Here is a 15,123-nt window from a genome sequence, read left to right on the forward strand (position 1 = left end):
CGGCGAAGACGCTGGAGAACGTCACCGCCGCGTCGGATCGATGACCAGGTCGGCGAGCTCCCACGGCCGGTGGAGTCGCCAGTGTTCGGCCTCCTGGGCGGCCCAGCGATCCCAGTGCGGGGCGTACAGGTCGCCATCTCGCGCCAGGGCCCGGTGCTTGCGGGTGGCGGCGTCCAGCTCCAGCCAGATGCCGAGGGTCGCCAGCTCGCGGTTCTCGGGAGTGAGGGCTCCGCAGCCCTCGATGATGATGCCCTCGTCGGGGTTGATCGGGTACCACTCGGCGGGCTCGTTGGTGTCCCAGTTCCAGCTGCGGTAGCCGGGGTTTTCTGGGCGGAGCATCGCCGGGACCATCGAGGAGGCGGCCGCGAGGCCGTCCCAGCCGGGGTAGCAGTCCTCCAGGCTGACGAGGTGGACGCCGAGCAGGGCGCGCAGATTCGTGGCGAAGGTGGTCTTGCCCGAGCCCGAGCCCCCGTCGACGAGCACCACCAGGCGGCGGCTCATGAGCCGATCACCCACAGCGTCCCCGCTTGCCAAGCGGCGATCAGGGCGGCCGCACCGATGGCGATGCTCACACCGACCGCGATGGCGTCCGGCCAGCCGACCGTGGAGGGCCGCGCCCAGGTCCGCTCGTTCCCACCGAATCCTCGGGCCTCCATCGCGGTCGCCAGCCGCGACCCACGCCGGACGGCGAAGACCATCAGCGCAAAGGCCATGGTGAACCAGCGCCTCAGGCGTCCGGTGTCGCCCAGGCCGCGGGCGCGGCGGGCGTGTTCGAGCGAGCGCCAGTCGTCCAGGAAGAGCCCGACCATGCGCACGCCGGCCAGCGTCCCCAACACGAAGCGGGCGGGGAGCTTCGCGACCTGGGCCAGGCCGTCGGCCATGTCGGTGGGGTCGACGGTGGTGAAGAGCAGGATCGTGGGCAGACCGAGGGCGAAGACACGGAGGAAGGCGGCCAGTGCCATGCGCACGGACTGGTCGCTGATCGTGATCAGGAACCAGTGGAAGTGCACCTCACCACCGGGTTTGCCGTAGAGCGCCATCGAGATCGCGCCGAGGGGGGCGACCAGCAGCAGGGGGATCAGCCTCGTGCCGATGGTGCGCAGCGGGAAGCCGACGACCGGCGCCAGGGCCAGGCATGACAGGAAGACGACGGTCGCGGAGACCCAGTCCAGCGTGATGATCACCGGGATGCTGAGCAGGATCGCGAGCAGAAGCCGTGTCACCGGGTTGATGCGGTTGATCATGGTTCAGCCCACCTCCAACCCGCTCGGAGTGAGGTGCCAGTGGTGCTGGCCCAGGGCGCGTTGGTAGGCCTGGTCGTGGGTGACCGACAGCACCGTGGCACCTTGGGTGACCAGCGTGGCGATGAGCTGGACAAGCTCGATCCAGGTGGAGCGGTCCTGCCCGAAGGTGGGTTCGTCGAGGAAGATCACCTGCGGACCGGTCGCGAGGACGGTGGCGACCGAGAGCCGGCGCTTCTCGCCCCCTGAGAGGGTGAACGGGTTTGCCCGGGCGAGTCCGGTGAGGCGCAGGGTTTCCATCAGCGGTTCGATGCGGGACGCGGTACGGGCGGCGTCCCAGCCCAGGGCGCGGGGGCCGGCTTCCAGTTCCTCCCGCACGGTGGTGGCGACGAACTGGTGCTCGGGTTCCTGGAAGACGGTGCCGATGCGGGTGGTCAGGTCGCGGCCTGGCCAGGTGGATGGGTCCTCCGCGCGCACGTGACGCCAGCGCCAGCCCTGGCGGGCGGGGGGACGCAGGTGTTCGGCGGCGCTGATGGTCCCGTCGAGGGGTGCGAGGAGTCCGGCGAGGGTGAGGGCCAGGGTCGACTTGCCGGCGCCGTTCGGGCCGGTCAGGACCGTCGAGCCGCCTTCGCGGAGCTGGGGGTTCAGGTCGTGCTGGACGATGTGCTCGCGGGTGCGTCCGATGGTGAGGTTCTCGCCGGTGAGGATCGCTGGTGTTGCCTCCGTGGCAGGGAGCTGGAGGTCGGGGAGGGGCTCTCCGGGCACCCAGATCCCGGCGTCCACGAGGGTGTGGCGGTGGCGTTCGATGGTCTCGCGGGCAGGGCCGTCGGCGAGCAGGCCGCCGTCGGAGCCCAGGACGATGACCCGGTCGACCAGGTCAATCCAGGTGTCGACGCGGTGCTCGACCACGACCAGGGTACGGCTGCGGTCGGCCACCAGGCGTTCGACAGCGCCGGTGACCTCGGCGATGCCGACGGGGTCGAGGTTGGCGGTCGGCTCGTCCAGCAGCAGGATGTCGGCGCGCATCGCGATCGCGCCGGCCAGGGCGAGCCGCTGCTTCTGGCCGCCGGACAGTGCTGAGGTCGGACGGTTCAATTCGACGCCCAGGCCGACCTCGGCCAGGGCATGGCGGACTCGGGGCCAGATCTCCTCGCGGGGCACGCGCAGGTTCTCGCAACCGAAGGCCACGTCATCACCGACGCGTTCGAGCACGACGGAGGACTCAGGGTCCTGCTGGACCAGTCCCATCCGGCCGATGCAGCGGGTGGGGTGCTTGCCGTCGACCAGCAGGCGTCCGGCCTGTTCGCCCTCGTCACCGGCGATAACTCCGGCCATCGCGTGGAGCAGGGTGGACTTGCCGCTCCCGGAGGCGCCCAACAGCAGGACGCGCTCGCCGTCCGCGATCTCGAAGGTGAGGTCGCGGACGGCCCAGCGGGTGCGGCTGGCGTGGCGCCAACCCCACCCTTCAGCAGAGATCGCCACCTCAGGCGATGCGGCGGTCGCGTCCCGAGGCGAAACGGTCAAGCGCACCGGTGGAGGCCAGCGCACGGACCAGTAGCCAGCCCAGGATGCCCGCGAGCACGATGCCGGAGATCACCCAGGTGATGCCGTAGATGAGGTTGAAGGCCAGCGACTTCTCGATGTTGCGGTAGAGGAAGTACTCCAGGATGACCGCGCCGATGCCCGCGCCGGCGCCGGCGAGCATGGCGACGGAGAGACTGAAGCGACGGTAGAGGAAGAGGGCGAAGATGATCTCGGCGCCCAGACCCTGTGCAAAGCCGGAATACAGGGTCTCGATGCCCCACTGGTTGCCGATCGCGAAGGAGACGCTGGCGGCGATCATCTCGACCAGGATCGCGGCTCCCGGCTTGCGGATGGCCAGGCCGCCGACGACGCCGCCGAGCACCCAGACGCCTGAGGCGAGGCCACCCAGGCCGGGGGTGATGGCGTCGAACCAGGGGACGCCGGCACCCCCGATGAAGTTCCAGACCCAGAAGATGAGGCCGACGGCCACGCCGAGGACGGCGGTGACCACGATGTCGACCACGCGCCAGCCGCGGGTGGGGGCGGCGGAGGTTTCGTCGACTGCTGCATTGTGCGTGGAGTTGTGCGCGGTGCTTGCCATGGTGTGCTCCCTGTGGTTGGGGGGCACGGGTGCATGCCGACCTTCGGCATGAAGAGACGCTCTCCCTGCGCCGGTATGAGCCGGATCAGGTTCGACGGTCGGGGCGATGCAGCCCCCTCTCAGCCCGTTCCCGGACTCCCGTGGTGCTGGCCAGTCTAGAGAGTGATGCCGTGATCTGTCTCTTTGGCGAGGCCGTCGGTGAGGAGGGAGTCGAGGGCTCTGGCCGTTTGCTCGGGATCGTGGTGTGCCTCAACCGCCCTGAGCAGCGTTGCCCGCGCAAGGGGGCTGCTGGCGTGGCGGAGCTCGGCCATGAGCCGGCCCCGGCACTGGCGGTCGGTGCCCTGCCATTGCTGGACGCGGCGCGGCTCGGTGGAGGTCGGCTTCCCTGCGGCGAGCCACTGGCAGTCGGTGGCGACGGGGCAGTGGGCGCAGTCGGGGTTGCGGGCGGTGCAGAGGAGCGCGCCGAGTTCCATCGACGCCGCGGCCCAGTGGGGGGCCGTGGTGTCGTCCGTGGCGTCGAGCCACTGGAGGGCGCGCCGCCTGTCGGCCGTGGTGGGTGTGGGGGAGGCGTCGTCCGGGGTGTCGATCCGGGCGAGGACGCGGCGAACATTGGTGTCCATGACCGGCTCGCGGCGTCCATGGGCGAAGCTGGCGATAGCGGCGGCGGTGTACTCCCCGACCCCGGGCAGCCGCCTGAGGGCTTCGGCGGTGGTGGGAACCTGGTTGTGGAGCTCGGTGGCGATGGTCGTGGCTGCCGCGTGGAGGCGAAGCGCACGCCGCGGGTAGCCCAGGCGTCCCCAGGCCCGGACCGCTTCGGAGGCGGGCTCGGCGGCAAGGTCGGCGGGTGTGGGCCAGCGGGTGAGCCACTCATGCCACGGCCCCAGGACACGGTTGACCGGGGTCTGCTGGAGCATGAACTCACTCACCATCACACCCCACGGGGAGGCGTCGGCCCGACGCCACGGGAGGTCACGCGCGTTCTGGTCGTACCAGTCGAGGATCGTGGCGACGATCTCGGTGCGTGGGCGTCCCGGCTGCGGGGCGGTGCTGCGGGCGGGCATGGGTCGATTGTGCCGCGTCCGCCCGCGGGGGCCCTACTTGCGCGGGCAAAGGGGCATCCGCGCGGCCAGCAACTCGCTGCCCGTCGCAAACCAACCCATCTTTGTCAGCCCTACCTGTCATTGCGGGTAGGGCTGACAAAGATGGGTTGGTTTGTGTCGCCGCCGCTCCGTCGCCCCCGGCCAGACCGCCTGCATTGCTACGCGTGGACGCCAAACGGCACCCTCCCCGCCGTTGTCCACAGATTTGGCGGCGGGTCTGGTGATCGCCCCCGTCGCGAGGGACGGTTGGCCGTATGCGCTACATGACTCGATCCAATCTCCTGGCTGAGGGGTTGACCCACGGTGAGATCCGTGGCGATGTGAACGCCGGCAGGTTGACCAGGCTGTCGCCCGGGGTCTACGCCCGCGAGGTCGTTCCGGACAGGACCGAACATCACCTCGCTCAAGCTCGATGCGAACGGGGAATCCTCGGGTTGGAATCCGCGGCGCTGCTTCACGGGCTTCCCGTCGACACGGTGCCGGACTTGATTCAGGTCATCGAGCCCGGCAGATATGGGACGCGGCAGCGCCGGGCGAAACTCCTCACGGGTTCACCGATCGGTGAGGACGCCGTCGTCAGCCTGCAGGACGTTCGCTGCACCAGCCTCGTCTGGACGCTCGTGGAACTCGCGCGGCACCGTCCTGTCGCGTCCGCGATGATCCCTTGGGAAGCCGCATTCAACACCGCCTACCGGGAGGGTTCGCTCGACCAACTGCGCGCGGACCTGGAGGAGATCACTGCGGGGCTGGCCAGGCATCGCGCGGTGGAGCGGCTGCGTTTCGTGTTGTCGGACGCATCGCACCTCTCGGAGAGCCCGATGGAAACCCGCTCCCGACTCCTGATCAGGGAACTGGGATTCCCTGCGCCGGTCCAGCAATACGAGGTGTGGTCGTCTGAAGGGAAACTCTTGGGTCGCACGGATTTCGCATGGCCGGATCGGGGCGTGGTGGGGGAGTACGACGGAACGGGCAAGTACACGCACCTGGCCCCTGAGGGTGAGGATGGCACGTCGGTACTGTTTCGGGAGAAGTACCGGCAGCAGGACTTGGAGATCGCAGGGTGGACATGCGGTCGCTGGGGCAAGGTCGAGGTCTTCAGGACACCCAAGCTGAAGGTGGTGCTCGAGAGGATGTTCGCGCTGGCGTCCAAGCGTCCCCTACCTGTCATTCACCCCGCCCCCAAGAACCGTAGGCCGCCGGAATGGGCACTGAGCGGGCCCGAACCCTGGTGAGGATCACTCCCTTGGTTGGCACCCGTCGCACACCAAACCATCTTTGTCAGCCCTACCCGCAATGACAGGTAGGGCTGACAAAGATGGGTTGGTCTGGAATCGGGAGGCCGCGTCCGGCCACGCCGGGGCGCTCGGGGTGGGCGCGGGGGCGGGAAGAGCACGCCCGAGCACCGGTCAGCCGACGAGCTGCATCACCTGGACGCGCTTCTGGGAACCCTGCAGCTCAGCGGTGGCCACGTAGGTGCCCGGGCGGAGGTACTCGTCCACGCTCTTGCACTCCGCGGCCGAACGCTGGGTGTTCCAGGTCCAGGAGTGGCTCCACGGCTTGAAGGGCTGCAGCTTCAGCAGGCCCGAGACCTGGGAGGCGCCGCAGTCCTCGGTGGACCAGATCCGGTCCGAGCCCGAGGTGATCGTCAGGTCGAAGGGGACCGCGGAGAAGTCGAGAATGCAGGCAGTCGCGCTGGTGAAGGTCACCGACAGCTGGGTGCTCGCACCCGACTTCACGGTCTTGGCGCCGGACACGTTCACGACGACGTCCTCGGGCTTGCACATCACCGGTCCGGTCGGTGTGGGGCTGGCGCTCGGCTTCGCACTCGACGGGGACGCCGAGGGCGAGGGCGTGGCGGGGGTCCTGCCCGCCGAGGCACTCGTGCTCGTGGTCGGGGAGGCCGAGCTGGAGCTGGATCCCGACGCGGCGAGCGTGCTGGAGGCCCCACCAGTGGACGCACCTGATGTCGCGGAGGACGGGCTCGAGGACGGGCCACCCGCGGTCGCACTGGACTCCTGCGGGGCGGGCGCGCCGGTCTGTTCCGTGCCCCCACCGAACAGCGCGCCGAGGAACCAGAACAGCAGGACCAGGACCAGCAGCACTGCTGCCGCCACGATGCCACGTCGAATCCAGTAGGTGCGCTCCGGTTCGGGACCGACCGGGTGGAGCAGAGTGTCCATGGCGTGAGACTAACCAGCCGACACCCTCATGGCCGTGAGCCCCGCCGAAGCCCCTCAGGAGAGCTGGTCGTTGAGCGCAGCCTCGGTCATCCGCATCAAGCCGTCGCGAATCATGCGGGCCCTCTGGACGCTGATGCCCTCCACCGCCGCGAGCTCGGTCGACGAGGCAGCCAGCAGGTCCTGCAGCGTCCCGAACTCTCCCATCAGCCGTTCGGCCAGGTCATCGCTGATCCGTGGCAGGGCGTAGACCTGACGGTGGCCATGGGCACGCACCCGATCATCAAGGTGGGACCGGCCGAACCCGAAAGCGGCGGCCACCTGGGAGAGGTCCAGCAGCTGGGTGTCGTCCAGCGCCTCCAGCCCGGCAGCCCCGGGCCCGTCGTTCACGTAGTCGCGCCCCAGTAGCGACAACTCCCGGTCGCGCCCGTGGGAGAGCTCAGCCACCTGCGTCTCCAGGAGGCGTCCCTCGACACCGAGCACGACCAGCGCATCACGTACCTCGAGTTCGAGTCGGCGCCCGAACTCCAGCCGTTGGGCGAGCCGGGCCACATCGGCGACCGTCGCCTGGTCCTGGATTTCGAGCACGTTGAGCGCCCGACCCAGCTGGACCGCCTGCAGGCGATGGCTGTACATGGCGGTCAGTGCCTGGTTGGTCCGCGCCAGCACGAGCTGGGTCGACTCCACCGGATGCCGGACACCGTCCATGAACAGGCTGATGGTCGCCATCGCCGCCGACACCGCCACCACGGGGACCCCGGTCTGGCGCGAGAGGCGATCCGAGGTGCGATGCCGCGTCCCCGTTTCTTCAGTGGGCAGGTTGCCCTTCGGCACGAAATGGACGCCTGCGCGCACGATGCGGCTGAGATCGTCACTGAGCACAATTCCGCCGTCCAACTTGCACAGCTCGCGCAATGCACTGGGGGTGAAGGGGACGTCGATGGGGAAGCCGCCGGAGATGGTCTTCTGCACCTCAGGAGTGTTGCCGAGCACGATCAGCGCCCCGGTGCGTCCGTGCACGATGCGTTCCAGGCCATCGCGAAAGGCGGTGCCCGGCGCGATGAGTGCCTGGTAGTGACGGAGTCGGTCGGCGGATTCCATGGAGTCGATCCTAATCTGGGCCGCCGCATCGGTCCCAGTCCGTGGGATCGGTGGCCGCCTTCTGGGCCGCATTCTGGGAGCGGGCTGGCGCCTTCTCCATCTGACCGCTATTCGGTGGCAGACCTCCTCAGGTCGAGGACGCCGAGCGCCTCGGCGAGGGTCGAGACCTCCACGACCTTCAGCCCGTGCATCCGCGGCAGTTTCTGGGACTGGTCACGCGAGTTCGCGGGCACGATGGCGAGTTCGAAGCCCAGCCGCGCCGCTTCGGCGACCCGCCGCTCCAGCCCGGGGACGCGCCGCAGGTCGCCGGCCAGGCCGACTTCCCCCATCGCCACCACGCGCTGGGGGAAGTTCCGGTCGACCGCAGCTGAGGCGATCGCGATGGCCACCGCCAGGTCGATCGAGGGGTCGCTGACGCGCGCGCCGCCGACGGTGGACACGTAGACGTCCTTCTGTGACAAGGGGATGCGCGCCTTGCGCTCCAGCACCGCCAGCACGAGGGCCACTCTGGAGCTCTCCAGGCCATGGGTCGTGCGTCGGGGTGAGGTCTGGTACGGCGACGGGGCGACGAGCGCCTGCAGCTCCGCGAGCAGCGGGCGCCTCCCTTCCATGGTCACGGTCACGCAGGTGCCCGGGACCGGTTCGGAGTGCTGGGTGGTGAAGATGTGGGTCGGGTCGGGGACCTCGACGATGCCCGCATCATTCATTTCGAAGCAGCCCACCTCGTCGGCCGGCCCGAAACGGTTCTTCGTGGCGCGCACCATGCGGAAACCGGAGTGGCGATCACCTTCGAAGGCGAGCACGACGTCGACCAGGTGTTCCAGCGTCCGGGGGCCGGCGATGGAGCCCTCCTTGGTGACGTGCCCGACGATGATGACCGCCATGCCGCGCCGCTTCGCCACCCGGACCAGGGCGCCGGTCACCTCGCGCACCTGCGACACCCCGCCGGGGGAGCCGTCGGCCTCGGCGGTGCCGATCGTTTGGACCGAGTCGACCACCAGCAGGCTGGGTTCGACCTCCTCGATGTGCCCCAGGACGGTGCCCAGGTCGTTCTCCGCGGCCAGGTAGAGGTGATCGGCCAGCGCCCCGGTGCGGGATGCCCGCAGGCGGACCTGGGCGGCAGACTCCTCACCCGAAATGTAGAGCGTCTTCTCGCCCGGTCTGGCGGCGTCCCCGGCGGCCCACTTGGCGGCGACCTCGAGCAGGAGCGTCGACTTGCCCACGCCCGGTTCTCCGGCCAACAGTGCGACCACGCCGGGCACCAGACCGCCACCCAGGACGCGGTCGAGCTCGCCGATCCCGGTCAGACGACGGTCCTGCTGGGCCTGCGGCACCTGCCCGATGGGGATCGCCTTGGTGGTCGGCGCCGAGGTGGTCACCTGCGGGAGCTTGGGCGCTCCCCTCTCGACCACGGACCCCCACGTCTGGCACTCCCCGCAGCGCCCCACCCAGCGCACGGTCGTCCAGCCGCACTCAGTGCACTGGAACGCGTCGGTCGTCTTCGCTTTCGCCATGTCCGCCACCCTAGGCCGCGGTGTGATCCTTCAAAAGCAGGTTCGACTGGCCCGGACCGGTTGGTCGCGGGCGCCCCGGCATCCACCGCGGCGCCCGCCAGGCCTAACCGACCGGCCTCACCCCTCCGCGGCGGCTCACCGCGCGTCCGCGGGAACGGGCACCCCACCGAAGCCGACGTCGTAGGCCGACTCGTCGTGCAGGGTCAGATCGACGCCCCGCTCCTCGTCCTCCCGGCTCACCCGCAGGCCCATGGTCCTGCGCAGGACCAGGGCGATGGCCGTGGTCACCACGGCCGTGAAGACCACGGCGACGAGCACAGCCACCGTCTGGGACACCAGGAGACCGGCGTCTCCGCCGTAGAACAGGCCCGCCCGGCCCTCGTCCGGCAGGGCGAAGAGGCCGATCAGCACGGTGCCCAGGATGCCGGAGACGAGGTGCACGCCGACGACGTCGAGCGAATCGTCGAAGCCGAGGCGGTACTTGAGGTTGACCGCGAGCGCGCTGGCCGCACCGGCGACCAGGCCGATCGCCACGGCGCCCAGGGGGCTCACATAGGCGCAGGAGGGAGTGATGGCGACCAGGCCCGAGATGATCCCGGAAGCGGTGCCGATCGAGGTCGGGCGCCCGCGGCGCTTCCATTCCACGAACACCCAGCCGAGCATGCCGGCGGCGCCGGCGGCGAGGGTGTCCACCCAGATCAGCCCGAGCTCGTCGACACCGCCCGCTGCGCCCCCGTTGAACCCGAACCAGCCGAACCACAGCAGGGCCGCGCCGAGCATGGTGAACGGCACGTTATGCGGTCGGTGACCGGGGTCCACTCCGAAGCCCTGCCGCTTGCCCAGCAGCAGCGCGAGCACGAGGGCGGCCACGCCGGCGCTGATGTGCACCACGAGGCCACCGGCGAAGTCGAGGGCCTCACCCAGGCGCGCGCCGACGGCGCCGTCCGCAGAGAGGAGCCCGCCACCCCACACCATGTAGGCCAGCGGGGCGTAGACGACGGTCGTCCAGACGGGCACGAAGACGCACCACGTGACGAACTTGAAGCGGTCGGCCACCGCGCCGGAGATGAGGGCGACCGCGATGATCGCGAAGGTGGCGCCGTAGGCCGCGGCGACGAGCCCGCCCTCGGCCATCGTGCCGGTCAGCCCGAGATCACCGGCGGGGTTTCCCACCACCCCGGCCCACCCGTCTCCGCCGGTCATGCCGTGGACCCACAGGACCCAGGCGACTCCGACGAGGCCCATCGAGACGAAGGACATCATGATCATGTTGAGCGAGGATTTTGCGCGGGTCATGCCGCCGTAGAAAATGGCCAGTCCGGGTGTCATGAGCAGGACCATCGCCGCGCTCGTCACCATCCATACTGTCCCTGCATCCAGGACGTTCGACTCCTCCATGGGGGTCTCCTTTGGTCCGGGCCGCGAGCCGGGGGCGAACGCCGGTCCCACGGCCTCGCTGCCCGGCCCCGATCGGGACCGATGCGGGGAGGCTACCGAAGGAGTCGGGCGTTGAAAACCCCCCCTGCGATTCATGGACACCTGAGTACATCGCGACACCATCTGGGGTCAACCCGACAACACCAGAGCAGGCGGGCGCAGGGGCCGAGACAGGGGCCGGCGAGGGGGAGCGGAATCAGATGCGAACTTCGCCCTTGCCCGGGACCTCGAAGACCGCGGCGTTCAGGCCGGGGGTTCCGTTGGGGGAGGTGAACTCGATGTCGACGCCATCCAGACCATCCTCCAGGTCGACGTTCAGCCAGTCCTCGATCCGCGGACGGTTACCGGCGATGTGCATCGACTTCAGGGTGATCGACCCCTCAAGAGCCGAGGGCAGCAGGTCTGGGCTGGACTTCCAGGTCAGGAAGTAGGGCAGCTGGGGGTCCGACATCAGGCCGCGAACGCCGATCTGCTCCCACTCCAGCAGGCGACCGTCTGGGAAGTGACGCGAACCGGGCACGGCCTGGCGCTCGAGGCGCTGTTCGTAGGGGGCGATGTCATCGACGGAGATGACCCAGCCCAGCCAGCCACCGCCCATCTCGGAGCGGGCACGCACGACCTGACCGTAGACGGCCTTCTCGGCGGCGGGGTGGTCGAGCACCTCGACGACCTCCACGTAGCGGCCGTCGGTCAGCGGGAGGAGGTTGTTGCGGGTGCCGAAGCGCGGGTGGAAACCACCGTTGATGAACTTGGCGCCCAGCGCTGCACCCAGCCGGTCGACGGTGGATTCCAGGCCCTCGGGGCCGGCTGCGAAGGTCAGGTGGTCGACATGCATGGGTCCATTCTTGCCCGCAGTGAGCACATCACGAAATCGGGGTGCGTGAATGCCCAGCTTCCCTCGCCCCGGTCCGGTGGGGACGCCCATCCGTGGGCGCATCCCGGCGTCGCTACGTGCTTCGTGCTTCCTGCGTGGCCGGGTGCAACGGCATTCGCCTGGCGAGGAACGCCTCGCAATGCCCGACCAGCACGTCGTAGGCATGGGCGCCGACCAGCTCCACAAGTTCGTCGCGTCCGGAACGGAACAGCGGCTCGCTCCCGACATGGGCCGAGGGGGCAGTCGTGCAGTACCAGTCGAGGTCGGCCCCGCCCGGGCCCCAGCCCTCGCGTCCGAACTCACCGATGGAGATGTCGAGGGTGGGTGTCCCGTCGGCCCGTTCACCATGTCGGTACTGGCGCCGGAAGGGGAGTTGCCAGCAGACCTCGGGCTTGGTCTCCACGTGCGAACGTCCCTCCGAAAGCGCCAGCAGGTGCAGCGCACACCCCGCGCCACCCTCGAAGCCGCCCGGATTGCAGAAGATGCAGGCCCCGTCCACGACCCGGGTCTTGCGCCCGTTCTCTCCGGCACCGTCAGGCTCGTCATCGACCGCCCACCCCTCGCGCAACCCCGACTCGCGATGTGCCCACAATTCCGGGGTCAGCCGCGAGACGTGCGAGGCGACGTTCTGCTCATCGGCAGCCTCGGTGAAGTGGGCTCCGAAGGTGCAGCATCCGGCGTCCGGACGCTCGGAGTCGATGCCCCGACAGCCCGCCCCGAAAATGCAGGAGTAGTCGCTGGTCAGCCAGGTCAGATCGGCCCTGATCAGCTGCGCGTTATCAGCTGGGTCGATGAATTCGACCCAGTACCGCGGGATGGGAGATGTGATCTCGTCGGAGATGACGCGCGTCCTCATTGGGAGAAGCCTACGACCGTGTCACGGGGGAGCGGTAGCGTGGGCGGGGTGAGCGCGAACAATCCGGTCGTCCTGTCGACGAGCTCGGTCTACCCCGAAGCCACCTCCAGTGGTTTCGAGCTCGCCGCGCGTATCGGCTACGACGGCGTGGAGGTGATGATCGGCATCGATCCGGTGGCTGCCGACATCGACCGCGTCGAGGCGCTGCGGGACTACCACCAGGTGCCGGTGGCGAGCGTCCACGCCCCTACGCTGCTGGTCACCCAGTCGACCTGGGGCGCCGACCCGTGGGACAAGCTGCGACGTTCGGGCGAGGCCGCCCGGCGGCTGGGGGCGAAGGTGGTCGTGGTGCACCCGCCCTTCGTCTGGCAGCGGTCCTATGGCAAGACCTTCGTGAACGGGATTCGCAGGCTGAACGAGCAGTTCGCCCCGATCAAGTTCTGCGTCGAAAACATGTACCCATGGCGGACGCCCGTGGGCGGGCTGATGACCTACGCCCCGCACTGGAACCCGTCCGAGATGGGTTACGACCACCTCACCCTCGACCTCTCGCACGCCTCGACCGCTCGCGCGAAGTCGCGTGAACTGGTGAAGAACTGGGGAGGGCGCCTGGGTCACCTGCACTTCACCGATGGCAACGGTTCCTTCAAGGACGAGCACCTCTTCCCCGGCGAGGGCAACCAGGAGGCCTGGGAACTGCTCGATGACCTGGTCGAGGCGGGTTACGACGGCCAGATCGTACTCGAGGTGAATTCGCGCAAGGCGGGCAACCGTGCCCGCCGCGAGGCGATGCTCGGCCAGACCCTCATCGACATCCGGACCCGTCTGGGTCAGAAGGTCGACAAGGCCACCGTCGAGCACACCCAGGAGGCGCTGGAACTGCTGGCCACGGCCACTGACCCCGACCAGCTCGGCCCTGATCCCGAGGGCGCGCGTGGCAATGACTGGAGGGACGGCTGATGCGCGATTCACGGCTCCGTCGCAGCGCGCGATGGTTGGTCACCAGCGATCGGGTCGCGGACCTGGTGGGCAGCGGCGGGCACCTCGAGGAGGTCGTGGACCGCTTCATCGCTGGCGACCACCCCGCCGAGGCGATCGTCGTCGCCCTCGATCGCGTCTCGAAAGGGCTGGACGTCAGCTTCACCCAGGCGGTCGGTTCGTCGGTCAACCTGCCCGACCCGGACGCCATCACCGCCGACTACCTGGAGGTCGTCCGCCTGGCTGCGGCCTCCGGATTGAAGGGCTTCGACGTCTCGGTCTCCGCCCACGGATTGGGGCTGGACGTCGGCGACGTAGAGGGCGCGAGGGAGCGCATCGGCCGCGTCGCGTCCGCCGTCGAGGGGGTGGGGGCCCACATCACCATGGGAATGGGACGCGCCGACCAGATCGAGGACACCCTTGACCTGGCCCGCAGCCTCCGCCCCCAGCACCCGGGCCTGGGCATCACACTGCAGGCGAACCTGCGGCGCAGTGCACGTGACCTCAGCGAGTTCCTGGCCGAGGGCAGCCGTGTCCGCGTGGTCAAGGGCGCCTACCAGACGCCGGTGGAGGAGCGCTGGGACACCAGCCACCAGGTCGACCGGGCCTATGTGCGGATGCTGCGCACCCTGATGGAGAGCCCGGCCACCCCCCTGGTCGCCTCCCATGACCCGCGGATCGTCTCGATCACCCACGAGCTCGTGCGACGCAGCGACCGAAGCCGCGATGACTACGAGTTCCAGATGCTGATGGGTGTGCGTCCCCTCGAACACCGGCGCCTGGTCGACACCGGGCGACCTCTGCGGGTCTCCATCCCCTATGGGCGGGCCTGGTACGACTACCTCGCGGACCGGGTGATCGACAATCCCGACATGCTCCGCAAGGTGCTGCGGCAGTTGCTCAGCCGGCGATGACCGGGGGAGGGGCTACGGCCGCCGCCGTGCCGACCGCTGTCATGCCCAGTGCCCGCCGCAGGCGACTGGTCTGGGAGACCATCCTGCTGCTGGGTCTGTCGCTGGGGCAATCCGCTGTCTACGCGATCCTGCGCATCATCGAGAGGTCCACCCGCCCAGACCAACCGCTGAAGAAGCAGACCTCCACGCTGAACGTCTCGGTCACCCCCGACCGGCCCTGGCTCGACCTGCTCTACCAACTGGCGAACACGTTCTTTCTCGTTGTTCCGGCGCTGATGGCCTGCTTCCTGGTCGCGACCGTTCTTCCACCCCCGGGACGCCTGCGGGCGATGGGACTCGACGGTTCACGCAGGGGGTTCGACATCGTCTGGGGCTGGCTCATCACCGCTGCGATCGGCGTCCCCGGTCTGGGGTTGTACCTGGGCGCCAAGGCCATGGGCATCAACACCACCGTCGCGGCTGCGAACCTGACCGACACCTGGTGGACCATCCCCGTCCTCGTCGCGGCCGCCTTCGCGAACGGCTTCCTGGAGGAAGTGGTGATGATCGGCTACCTGTTCACCCGCTGGGGTCAGGCGGGCTGGCGGGCGGCCACGGTCGTCCTTGTCAGCTCTGTGGTCCGGGGAAGCTACCACCTCTACCAGGGCTGGGGAGGGTTCATCGGGAACCTGCTGATGGGGGTGGCCTTCGGCCTGTTCTTCCTCAAGACCAAACGTCTGTGGCCGCTGGTGCTGGCCCACGGGCTGATCGACTGCTTCGCCTTCGTCGGGTATTCGCTGCTGAAGCCGCATGTCGGTTGGCTGTAG

General features: G+C 69.2%; 15 protein-coding genes and 1 riboswitch. Of the genes, 4 read left to right on the forward strand and 11 right to left on the reverse strand.

Going from position 1 to position 15,123, the window contains the following annotated elements; translation table 11 throughout:
• Positions 1-21: 21 nt before the first annotated feature.
• From M3G03_RS03665 to M3G03_RS03685, 5 genes are all read right to left on the reverse strand, one after another.
• Positions 22-501 carry a cobalt ABC transporter gene (locus tag M3G03_RS03665; RefSeq protein WP_259808177.1) on the reverse strand — a complete coding sequence of 160 codons (480 nt, stop codon included), beginning with the start codon at positions 499-501 and terminating at the stop codon, positions 22-24.
• Positions 498-1,244 carry an energy-coupling factor transporter transmembrane protein EcfT gene (locus M3G03_RS03670; RefSeq protein ID WP_259808179.1) on the reverse strand — a complete coding sequence of 249 codons (747 nt, stop codon included), beginning with the start codon at positions 1,242-1,244 and terminating at the stop codon, positions 498-500. Before M3G03_RS03670 ends, M3G03_RS03665 begins: the two co-directional genes overlap by 4 nt.
• 3 nt (positions 1,245-1,247) lie before the next feature.
• Positions 1,248-2,771, reverse strand: coding sequence for an ABC transporter ATP-binding protein (locus M3G03_RS03675; protein ID WP_259808180.1), 1,524 nt, complete (start codon positions 2,769-2,771; stop codon positions 1,248-1,250).
• Positions 2,725-3,366 (reverse strand): ECF transporter S component, encoded by a 642-nt coding sequence (locus M3G03_RS03680; RefSeq protein ID WP_259808182.1) that lies wholly within the window; start codon positions 3,364-3,366, stop codon positions 2,725-2,727. Before M3G03_RS03680 ends, M3G03_RS03675 begins: the two co-directional genes overlap by 47 nt.
• A 44-nt stretch (positions 3,367-3,410) precedes the next feature.
• A riboswitch (TPP riboswitch) is annotated at positions 3,411-3,518 on the reverse strand.
• Between the two features lie 3 nt (positions 3,519-3,521).
• Positions 3,522-4,427 carry an A/G-specific adenine glycosylase gene (locus tag M3G03_RS03685; protein WP_259808183.1) on the reverse strand — a complete coding sequence of 302 codons (906 nt, stop codon included), beginning with the start codon at positions 4,425-4,427 and terminating at the stop codon, positions 3,522-3,524.
• Between the two features lie 302 nt (positions 4,428-4,729).
• On the opposite strand from M3G03_RS03685, the gene M3G03_RS03690 reads away from it, so the two are divergent.
• Complete coding sequence (locus tag M3G03_RS03690; RefSeq protein ID WP_259808185.1) at positions 4,730-5,698, forward strand: hypothetical protein; 969 nt, start codon at positions 4,730-4,732, stop codon at positions 5,696-5,698.
• Between the two features lie 174 nt (positions 5,699-5,872).
• Here M3G03_RS03690 and M3G03_RS03695 read toward each other — a convergent pair whose 3' ends face one another.
• From M3G03_RS03695 to M3G03_RS03720, 6 genes are all read right to left on the reverse strand, one after another.
• Complete coding sequence (locus tag M3G03_RS03695; RefSeq protein WP_259808187.1) at positions 5,873-6,646, reverse strand: hypothetical protein; 774 nt, start codon at positions 6,644-6,646, stop codon at positions 5,873-5,875.
• 54 nt (positions 6,647-6,700) lie between these two features.
• A complete protein-coding gene (disA, locus tag M3G03_RS03700; protein ID WP_259808189.1) occupies positions 6,701-7,744 on the reverse strand; it encodes a DNA integrity scanning diadenylate cyclase DisA in 1,044 nt (347 codons plus the stop codon).
• Positions 7,745-7,851: 107 nt separating this feature from the next.
• A complete protein-coding gene (gene radA / locus M3G03_RS03705; RefSeq protein WP_259808190.1) occupies positions 7,852-9,258 on the reverse strand; it encodes a DNA repair protein RadA in 1,407 nt (468 codons plus the stop codon).
• Between the two features lie 135 nt (positions 9,259-9,393).
• Positions 9,394-10,656, reverse strand: coding sequence for an ammonium transporter (locus M3G03_RS03710; RefSeq protein WP_259808191.1), 1,263 nt, complete (start codon positions 10,654-10,656; stop codon positions 9,394-9,396).
• 235 nt (positions 10,657-10,891) lie between these two features.
• Positions 10,892-11,530, reverse strand: a complete 639-nt coding sequence (locus M3G03_RS03715) for a VOC family protein (protein WP_259808192.1) — start codon at positions 11,528-11,530, stop codon at positions 10,892-10,894.
• A gap of 112 nt (positions 11,531-11,642) precedes the next feature.
• Positions 11,643-12,425 (reverse strand): hypothetical protein, encoded by a 783-nt coding sequence (locus tag M3G03_RS03720; protein WP_259808193.1) that lies wholly within the window; start codon positions 12,423-12,425, stop codon positions 11,643-11,645.
• Positions 12,426-12,464: 39 nt separating this feature from the next.
• Here M3G03_RS03720 and M3G03_RS03725 point away from each other — a divergent pair, with 39 nt between their 5' ends.
• The 3 genes from M3G03_RS03725 to M3G03_RS03735 are packed head-to-tail and all read left to right on the forward strand — an operon-like array spanning position 12,465 to position 15,123.
• Positions 12,465-13,385: a TIM barrel protein gene (locus M3G03_RS03725; RefSeq protein ID WP_396121879.1), complete on the forward strand. Its 921-nt coding sequence runs from the start codon at positions 12,465-12,467 to the stop codon at positions 13,383-13,385.
• Positions 13,385-14,317: a proline dehydrogenase family protein gene (locus M3G03_RS03730; protein ID WP_259808195.1), complete on the forward strand. Its 933-nt coding sequence runs from the start codon at positions 13,385-13,387 to the stop codon at positions 14,315-14,317. The genes M3G03_RS03725 and M3G03_RS03730 overlap by 1 nt, the downstream gene beginning before the upstream one ends.
• A 41-nt stretch (positions 14,318-14,358) precedes the next feature.
• A complete protein-coding gene (locus M3G03_RS03735; protein ID WP_259808591.1) occupies positions 14,359-15,123 on the forward strand; it encodes a CPBP family intramembrane glutamic endopeptidase in 765 nt (254 codons plus the stop codon).

Source organism: Aestuariimicrobium sp. p3-SID1156 (assembly GCF_025144225.1).
Lineage (GTDB): Bacteria > Actinomycetota > Actinomycetes > Propionibacteriales > Propionibacteriaceae > Aestuariimicrobium.